Raw genomic sequence first — 6,946 nt, forward strand, 5'->3', positions numbered from 1 at the left:
ATCCCGCCTCGGGTCCGGGCGGCGCAGTAGTGTGCACCCCCGGATCCGAGGTGAGGAAAGCCGCACCCCCGGATTTCATGCGCCCCCAATGTGGCATTGGGTGCGTCCAGCGCACCGAACGCCACATTGGGTGCGTTGGACGCAACCAACGCCACATTGGGGCGCAGGGGACCAGGGTCAGGCGGTGAGCTTCGGGATGATCTGCGAGCCGTACGACGCCAGCGTCGCTTCGCGGTCGTCGTGCATCAGGTACAGCGAGAACTGGTCCACGCCCAGCTCCGCCAGCTCCTGCAATCGCGAAATGTGCGCCGACGGCGGCCCCAGCAGGCAGAACCGGTCGACGATTTCGTCCGGGACGAACTCCGTCGACGGGTTGCCCGCCTTGCCGTGGTGGCTGTAGTCGTAGCCCTCCCGTTCGCGGATGTAGTCGGTCAGCTCGCGGGGCACCGCGCCCGTCGAGCCGTAGCGCCCCACCAGGTCCGCGACGTGGTTGCCGACCATCCCGCCGAACCAGCGCAGCTGTTCGCGCTGGTGGGGCAGGTCGTCGCCGACGTACGCCGGGGCCGCGACGCAGATCTTGATGCCGCCCGGGTCGCGGCCGGCCGCGCGAGCCGCGTCGCGGACCGCGCCGATCGTCCAGCGCGCGATCGCCGGGTCGGCGCACTGCAGGATGAAGCCGTCGGCGTGTTCGCCGACCGTCTTCAGCGCCTTCGGCCCGTACCCGGCCATCCACATCTCGAGCTGGCCGTTCGAGATCCACGGGATCCGGACGGTCTTGTCGTTCATCGTCACGGCCCGCCCTTCGGCGAGCTCCTTCACCACGTGCATGCAGTCCCGCACGGTGGCCAAAGTGGACGGTGGCTTGCCGACCACCCGGTGCGCGGAGTCGCCGCGGCCGATGCCGCAGACCGTCCGGTTGCCGTACATGTCGTTGAGCGTGGCGAACGTCGACGCCATCACCGACCAGTCCCGCGTGCCGGGGCTGGTCACCATCGGCCCGACGATCATCGACGACGTCGCCGCCAGGATCGCCGAGTAGATGACGAACGGCTCCTGCCACAGCACGCACGAGTCGAACGTCCAGCCGTAGCGGAACCCGGCGTCCTCGGCGTCCTTCATCAGCCGCACGACGTCCCGCGCGGGCGGGTCGGTCTGCAACACGATCCCGAAGTCCATGCCGCGCTCCTAGTTCAGGTACTGGTTCAGCGAGCGGGACAGGAACTTGCCGTGCGACGTCGACCCGGTGAACCCGGCAGGCGAGACGACCACCCGGCCACGCGAGAGCACCGTGTGCACCTTCCCGGTGATGTCCAGGCCTTCGTACGCCGAGTAGTCCACGTTCATGTGGTGTGTCTCGGCGGACAGCGTCTGCGACGCCGCGGGGTCGTAGATCACGATGTCGGCGTCCGAACCCGCGGCGATCACGCCCTTGCGGGGGTACAGCCCGAACATCCGGGCCGGCGTCGCCGAACACGTCTCGACCCAGCGACCCAGTGTCAGCTCGCCGGCGACGACGCCCTGGTGGAGCAGGTCCATCCGGTGCTCCACGCCGGGTATCCCGTTCGGGATGGCCCGGAAGTCGCCGCGGCCCAGCTCCTTCTGGTCCTTGAAGCAGAACGGGCAGTGGTCGGTGGAGACCACCGAGAGGTCGTTCGTCCGCAGCCCGCGCCAGAGGTCGGCCTGGTGCGACTTCTCGCGCAGCGGCGGCGACGCGACGTACTTCGCGCCCTCGAAGTCCGGCTTCGCCAGGTCCTCGATGGACAGGTAGAGGTACTGCGGGCACGTCTCGGCGAAGACGTTCTGTCCCTCGTTGCGCGCTTCCGCCACCGCCGCGAGCGCTTGCGACGCCGAAAGGTGCACGATGTACAGCGGCGAGCCGGTGACCTTCGCCAGCTGGATCGCCCGTGACGTCGCTTCGCCCTCCAGCTCCGGCGGCCGGGTCAGGCCGTGCTGGACCGGATCGATGTTCCCGGCCTCGAAGGCCTGCGCGGCCAGCTGGTCGATCGCGATGCCGTTCTCGGCGTGCATCATGATCGTGCCGCCGATCTCGCGCGCCTTCTGCATGGCCAGCAGGATTTCGCCGTCGGTCGAGTAGAACACGCCCGGGTAGGCCATGAACATCTTGAAGCTGCCGACCCCGCCGTCGACGCAGGCTTCCATCTCCTTCAGCGACTGGTCGTTGACGTCGGAGACGATCATGTGGAAGCCGTAGTCGATGGCGCAGTTGCCGTCGGCCTTGCTGTGCCACTTGTCCAGAGTGGACAGCAGGGACGTGCCCTTGGCCTGCACGGCGAAGTCGATGATCGTCGTCGTGCCGCCCCACGCCGCCGCCGTGGTGCCGGTCGAGAACGTGTCGACCGAGTGCGTGCCGCCGAACGGCATCTCCATGTGCGTGTGCGCGTCGATGCCGCCGGGCAGCACGTACTTTCCGGTGGCGTCGATCGTCTCGTCGCCGGTCAGTGTGCCCGGGGCGCCGACGGCGGCGATGATCTCGCCGTCCACCAGCACATCCGCGAGCACCGCGCCGGACGGCGAGACGACCTGGCCGCCCGTGATGAGGGTGGTCATCAGGCCTCCGCGAGGGGGCCGTAGGTGTCCGGGCGCCGGTCGCGGTAGAACGCCCACTGGTTCCGGACCTCGTCGAGCAGGCCCAGGTCGAGGTCGCGCACCACCACTTCGTCGTCGGTGTCGGACGCGGCGTCGCCGACGAGCTGGCCCTTGGGGTCGACGAAGTACGTCTGGCCGTAGAAGTCGTTTTCGCCCAGCGGTTCCACGCCGACCCGGTTGATCGCGCCGACGAAGTACTCGTTCGCCACCGCGGCCGCCGGCTGCTCCAGCCGCCACAGGTACTGCGACAGGCTGCGGCTGGTCGCCGACGGGTTGAACACGATCTTCGCCCCGGCCAGGCCGAGCGCGCGCCAGCCCTCCGGGAAGTGCCGCTCGTAGCAGATGTAGACGCCGATGCGGCCCACCGCGGTGTCGAACACCGGGTAGCCCAGGTTTCCGGGACGGAAGTAGAACTTCTCCCAGAAGCCCTTGACCTGCGGAATGTGGTTCTTGCGGTACTTCCCGAGGTAGCTGCCGTCGGCGTCGATCACCGCGGCGGTGTTGTAGTACACGCCGGGCTGCTCGACCTCGTACATCGGCACGATGAGCACCACGCCGTGGCGCTCGGCCACCTCCTGCATGAGCTTGGTGGTGGGCCCGTCCGGGATGCCTTCGGTGTAGGAGTAGTAGTCACTGTCCTGCACCTGGCAGAAGTACGGCCCGTAGAACAGCTCCTGCAGGCAGACGACCTGGGCGCCCTGCGAGGCGGCGGTGGCGATGTGGTCGACCGCCGCCTTGATCATGGACTCCTTGTCACCCGTCCACCGCTGCTGGATCAATCCGGCTCGGACGACGCTCACTTGCTTCCTCCTTGGTTGCGGGAAGGGAGAGGGCGGTGAAGACGACGAACGCCCCGACCAGCCCCACTACCCAGTTGTAGTCGTAAAGCGGCTTGAGGAACGGGACGATCCCGTCGGCGGGAAACGGACCGCCGTAGGCGCCACCGACCGCGAGCAGCGCTCCCACCAGCGTCGCGACCAGCGCGCGCCAGTTCCAGCCGCCGCTGAACCAATACACCCCATCGGGTGAGTACAGGTCCTTCAGGCGGAGCTTCGTGCGGTTGACCACCCAGTAGCCGGCGACGAGCACCCCGGCGACCGCACCGAGCAGGCCGCCGTAGAACCCGAGCCAGGCGAAGATGTAGATGTTCGGGTCGGAGTAGAGCCGCCACGGCTGGATGAGGATGCCGATGACGCCGGTGATCCCGCCGCCGACGGCGAAGGTGATCTTCTTCGGGAACGCGTTCGAGAAGTCGTAGGACGGACTGACGACGTTGGCCGCCAGGTTCGCCGAGATGGTGGCGAGCACCAGCGCGACCAGCGCGACGACGACCACGACCGGGCTGGTGAACCTGTCGGCCAGCTTGGCCGGGTCCCAGATGTCCTCGCCGTAGAGCACGCGCCCGCCCGACGTCGTCAGGATGGCCACGATGGCGATGAACGTCATCGTCGTCGGCAGGCCGAGGAGCTGGCCGCGGACCTGCTTGCGCTGGCTGCCGCCGAAGCGGGTGAAGTCCGGCATGTTCAGCGACAGCGTCGACCAGAACGCGATCATCGCCATCAGCGCGGGCGCGAACACCTTCCAGAAGTCCGGGCCCCAGCCGAGCTTGCCGCTGTCGGACAGGAGCGGGCCGAACCCGCCGGCCTTGACCAGCACATAGCCGAGCATGATCAGGAAGCCGACGGACACCAGCGGCGCCGTCCAGTTCTCGAACTTGCGGACCGCTTCCATGCCGCGCCAGATGATGAGCATCTGGCCGATCCAGAAGACCACGAAGGACAGCCAGAGCGTCCAGTGCTGGCCGGCGACCACCGCGGAGTCCCGCCACCCCGAGCCCAGCAGGCGCCCGAGGATGACGTAGATGGCCTCGCCGCCGACCCAGGTCTGGATGCCGAACCAGCCGCACGCGATGAACGCGCGCAGCAGCGCGGCCAGGTTGGCGCCGCGCAGGCCGTAGAACGCGCGGGCGAACACCGGGAACGGGATGCCGTACTTGGTGCCGGCGTGGCTGTTGAGCAGCATGGGCGCGAGCACGACGAGATTGCCGATGGTGATGGTGAGCAGGGCCTGCACCCAGTTCATGCCGAGCGCGATGAGCGACGCGGCCAGCGCGTAGCTGGGGATGTTGTGAGCCATCCCCATCCAGAGCGCGAAGTAGTTATAGGTGGTCCAGGTCCGTTTTTCGACGGGGACGGGGGCCAGCTCCTCGTTGAAGAACCGGCTGCCTTCGAGAGACCGGACGTCGGCGGGGTCGAGCTCGACCCGGCCGTCGTCGTGCACGCGCTGGTCTGGGGGTGTCGGCGCCATTGCGGAATCCTGCGCGTCCGGGCGCGGCGGCGGCAACGGCAGACTGTTCACTCTTCCCCGGCTGAGAGTGCAGTCTGTCGATTGCGCGGAGGGGTGTCGGGGTGCATGACGTGGATCACACATCCGGCGGTCACGTCCCGGCAAAGCGCCGGAAACGCGTCTCCACAGGATCTTCACAATTCGCCCGGACCCTCTCCACCGGTGGTGCCTAGAGTCGTCGCCATGGAACAGGGAGGGCGGCGGGTGCTCGTCGTCGAGGACGACGTCACGATCGCCGCGTCGATCGCGGCCCGGCTGCGGGCCGAGGGGTTCACCGTGGACGTCGCCCACGACGGGCCGGCCGCCGTCGAGGCGGACGCCTCCGTGGAGCCGGACCTGGTGGTGCTCGACGTGATGCTGCCGGGGTTCGACGGCCTGGAGGTCTGCCGCCGGATCCAGGGGCGGCGGCCGGTGCCGGTGCTCATGCTGACCGCGCGGGCCGACGAGACGGACATGCTGGTCGGGCTCGGTGTCGGCGCCGACGACTACCTCACGAAGCCGTTCTCGATGCGGGTGCTCACCGCCAGGGTGCACGCGCTGCTGCGGCGGGTCGAGCGCTCGTCGTCCGTCGCCGGGACCCGGATCGTGCTCGGCGACCTCGAGATCGACGTCGACCAGCGGCGGGTCGCCCGGGCCGGGGTCGCGGCGCAGCTGACGCCCATCGAGTTCGACCTGCTGGTGCACTTCGCGCGGCGCCCGCGGGCGGTGCAGCCGCGGGAACGGCTGCTGTCGGAGGTGTGGGACTGGGACGTCCACGGCACGTCCGCTGGCACCCGGGCGGTGGACAGCCACATCAAGGCCCTGCGGCGGAAGCTCGGCGCGGACCTGATCCGCACCGTGCACGGCGTCGGCTACGCCCTGGAGGCGGGATCGTGAAGGCTCTGCTGGTCAGGGTGGTCGAGTTGTTGCCACGGCCGTTGGACGGGATCCGGTCGATCAAGCTGAAGCTGGCGATCCTGATGGTCGCCTCCGGCGGGATCGCGTTCGCGTTCTTCAACTGGCAGATCGGCTGGCTGCCGCCGAGGACGACGGTCACCGCGATGGTGCTGGCGCTGCTGTTGTCGCAGGTGCTGGCCCACGGGATGACGCGGCCGCTGCGCGAGATGACCGCGGCCGCGCGGGCGATGGTCAAGGGTGACTACACCCGCCGGATCCGCGCCACGACCCGCGACGAGGTGGGCGAACTGGCGCAGGCGTTCAACCAGATGGCGGGCGACCTCGGCGACGCCGACCGGCGGCGCCGCGAGCTGATCGCGAACGTCTCCCACGAACTGCGGACGCCGATCACCGCGTTGAGCGGCGTGCTGGAGAACCTGGTCGACGGCGTCGAGGACCCGGACCCGGCGACGCTGAAGACGGCGTTGCAGCAGACCGAGCGGCTGGCGACCCTGGTGGACGAGCTGCTGGATCTGTCCCGGCTGGACGCCGGGGCGATCCCGCTGCACAAGACTTCGTTCTCGCTGGGTGAGTTGTTGTCCGAGGCGGTCTCGGAGGCGGCGTTGGTGCGAGGGGTGACTTTCGCGGTGTCGGTTTCCCCGGCGGACGCGGTCGTGACGGCGGACCGCGGTCGGCTGTTCCAGGTGATGGCGAACCTGCTGGAAAACGCGGCCCGCCACGGCCCCGCGGGCGGCGAAGTGCGGGTCTTCGCCGAGGTCCGGCCGGGCGAGGTGCGCATCGACGTGTGCGACGAGGGCCCGGGCATCCCGCCGGCCGACCGGGTGCGCGTGTTCGAGCGGTTCACGCGGGGGGAGCGGCCTTCCGGCGGCGGCACCGGGCTCGGGCTGGCGATCGCCCGGTGGGCGGTGGAGCTGCACGGCGGGACGATCGGGGTGGTGGAGCCGTCGCCGGGGACGGGTGGCCGCATCCGGGTGACGCTGCCGGCCTGAGTCCTTGTCGGTCCGGGTGTCGCGAATGACTCATTCGGGACGCCGGAGGGCTCGAATGAGTCATTCGCGCACGAGACCTTGCCCCTGCTCCGCCCCGACACCCGCAT

6 protein-coding genes are annotated in these 6,946 nt (G+C 69.2%); 2 read left to right on the top strand and 4 right to left on the bottom strand.

What is annotated here, in order from left to right:
* Nucleotides 1-177: 177 nt before the first annotated feature.
* The 4 genes from AB0M82_RS31675 to AB0M82_RS31690 are packed head-to-tail and all read right to left on the bottom strand — an operon-like array spanning nucleotide 178 to nucleotide 4,914.
* Complete coding sequence (locus tag AB0M82_RS31675) at nucleotides 178-1,176, bottom strand: TIGR03842 family LLM class F420-dependent oxidoreductase (protein ID WP_364729728.1); 999 nt, start codon at nucleotides 1,174-1,176, stop codon at nucleotides 178-180.
* A gap of 9 nt (nucleotides 1,177-1,185) precedes the next feature.
* Nucleotides 1,186-2,568 carry a dihydropyrimidinase gene (hydA, locus tag AB0M82_RS31680; RefSeq protein WP_364729730.1) on the bottom strand — a complete coding sequence of 461 codons (1,383 nt, stop codon included), beginning with the start codon at nucleotides 2,566-2,568 and terminating at the stop codon, nucleotides 1,186-1,188.
* On the bottom strand, nucleotides 2,568-3,350 hold the full coding sequence (locus AB0M82_RS31685) for a nitrilase-related carbon-nitrogen hydrolase (protein WP_364729747.1): 783 nt from the start codon (nucleotides 3,348-3,350) through the stop codon (nucleotides 2,568-2,570). The genes hydA and AB0M82_RS31685 overlap by 1 nt, the downstream gene beginning before the upstream one ends.
* Nucleotides 3,351-3,360: 10 nt before the next feature.
* Complete coding sequence (locus tag AB0M82_RS31690) at nucleotides 3,361-4,914, bottom strand: NCS1 family nucleobase:cation symporter-1 (protein ID WP_364729733.1); 1,554 nt, start codon at nucleotides 4,912-4,914, stop codon at nucleotides 3,361-3,363.
* Nucleotides 4,915-5,157: 243 nt separating this feature from the next.
* Here AB0M82_RS31690 and AB0M82_RS31695 point away from each other — a divergent pair, with 243 nt between their 5' ends.
* Both AB0M82_RS31695 and AB0M82_RS31700 read left to right on the top strand, forming a co-directional pair.
* Nucleotides 5,158-5,829, top strand: a complete 672-nt coding sequence (locus tag AB0M82_RS31695; RefSeq protein WP_364729750.1) for a response regulator transcription factor — start codon at nucleotides 5,158-5,160, stop codon at nucleotides 5,827-5,829.
* Nucleotides 5,826-6,839: a HAMP domain-containing sensor histidine kinase gene (locus AB0M82_RS31700; protein ID WP_364729735.1), complete on the top strand. Its 1,014-nt coding sequence runs from the start codon at nucleotides 5,826-5,828 to the stop codon at nucleotides 6,837-6,839. The genes AB0M82_RS31695 and AB0M82_RS31700 overlap by 4 nt, the downstream gene beginning before the upstream one ends.
* Nucleotides 6,840-6,946 lie beyond the last annotated feature (107 nt).

The sequence above is a fragment of the Amycolatopsis sp. NPDC051128 genome (assembly GCF_040682715.1).
Classification (GTDB): Bacteria; Actinomycetota; Actinomycetes; order Mycobacteriales; family Pseudonocardiaceae; genus Amycolatopsis.

Excerpts from the sequence above, each read along its gene's own strand:
- AB0M82_RS31675 (WP_364729728.1), bottom strand. The coding sequence starts at position 1,176 with ATGGACTTCGGGATCGTGTTGCAGACCGACCCGCCCGCGCGGGACGTC.
- hydA (WP_364729730.1), bottom strand. The coding sequence starts at position 2,568 with ATGACCACCCTCATCACGGGCGGCCAGGTCGTCTCGCCGTCCGGCGCG.
- AB0M82_RS31685 (WP_364729747.1), bottom strand. The coding sequence starts at position 3,350 with ATGATCAAGGCGGCGGTCGACCACATCGCCACCGCCGCCTCGCAGGGC.
- AB0M82_RS31690 (WP_364729733.1), bottom strand. The coding sequence starts at position 4,914 with ATGGCGCCGACACCCCCAGACCAGCGCGTGCACGACGACGGCCGGGTC.